General features: G+C 61.2%; 1 protein-coding gene. It reads left to right on the forward strand.

Annotated features, from left to right (window positions below; translation table 11 throughout):
- Positions 1-71: 71 nt before the first annotated feature.
- Positions 72-1,396 (forward strand): S8 family serine peptidase (locus KBX34_RS32960; RefSeq protein WP_210928975.1); only part of this gene is annotated, 1,325 nt, incomplete at its 3' end.

The following is a 1,396-nucleotide window of genomic DNA, read 5'->3' on the forward strand; positions in this document are numbered from 1 at the left end:
ATGGTTACTATACCGGCCATAATCCTTCTAACCCTGGCGCTGCGGTCGATTCCCCATGGCAACTTGTCGCGGTGAACGCGTCCACCGCCTACGCCCTGGGGTACCGCGGGCAGGGCGTCGCGCTGGGCATGATGGATTCGGGCTACAGGGCTACACACGAGGCATTTCAGACCGGGCTGATCGTTCCGGTGAGAGCGGAGGGCGTCTACGGCACGTCCGGCTTCGGGTACCGAAACGCAGCAACCCCGGCGAACCCGTTTACTGCAGGCCAGCCGTTCACTGTGGCCGGTGATCAGGCGAGAACAAGTGACTACGGGCACGGGACCGGCATGCTTGGGGTTACCTCCGGCATCCGCGACGTTAAAGACCAGCACGGCATCGCCTTTGGATCGAAGATGTATGTCGCCATGACCGGCGGTTCCGACACCCAGTCCCACGGCCCCTTCCACGATTACGTGTACTGGCGTACCGCCAACAAGGCCCTGGTCGACGCGGGCGCCCAGGTCATCAACAGCAGTTGGGGATCGTATGTCCAGACTATTGACAGGACCCGCTTTGACGGCCTAGGAAACGACCTTGGAGTCAACGGCAACCTCGCCAATGCTTACCAACTGCGTGGCAAAGACAGCGCCAGCGCCACGGCAATGGCGACCATTATCCCCAACGAGTACTTGAAGGATCTGGAGTACCAGTATTTCCTCTTCAAGAAGAGCTATTCCAAGGACGGCATCCAATACAATCCGAGCTACGCCGGACGATCCTTCATGGATGCCATCTGGGACGCCATCAAGGACAGCGGCACCGTCAACGTAAGGTCGGCCGGCAACAACGACTGGAGCAACCCGTATTTTCGCCCGGCGTATCCCATCTTCAATCCCCTGGCGGAAAAGCAGTGGGTATCCGTCGGCGGGGTGCAGCCGCCCACTGCGGCCAATCCTGAATACACGAAGCAGTCCGGGTACAACGAGGCGGGGCTCGCCAAATGGTGGACCGTGTCCACTCCGTCGAACAGTGTTCGGACCACGAACAGCGGTGGCGACACCAACTATTCGAACTCGAGCGGAACGTCTCCGGCGACGCCTGTTGCGACAGCGGTGATGGGGGTTCTGCTCTCCCGCTATCCGAACATGGACGCCAAGCAGGTCCGTGATCTGATGTTCACCACGGCGAACAACAAGATGTCCGACGGTGTGAGGTTCCTCGGCACGGGTCAGACCTCCCCCTCCGGGGCATCCATCGCCTGGACCGCTCCCGACGGCGTTCCGGACGCGCGCTGGGGCTGGGGCATCCCCAATCTGAACAAGGGCATGTATGGCCCCGGCCAGCTCCTGGGCCCCATGACCTACAACATGGACAAGGCGCCCCTGGACGTCTGGTCGAACGACATCAGCCAGAT

The sequence above is a fragment of the Micromonospora sp. M61 genome (assembly GCF_018070245.1).
GTDB lineage: Bacteria > Actinomycetota > Actinomycetes > Mycobacteriales > Micromonosporaceae > Micromonospora > Micromonospora zamorensis.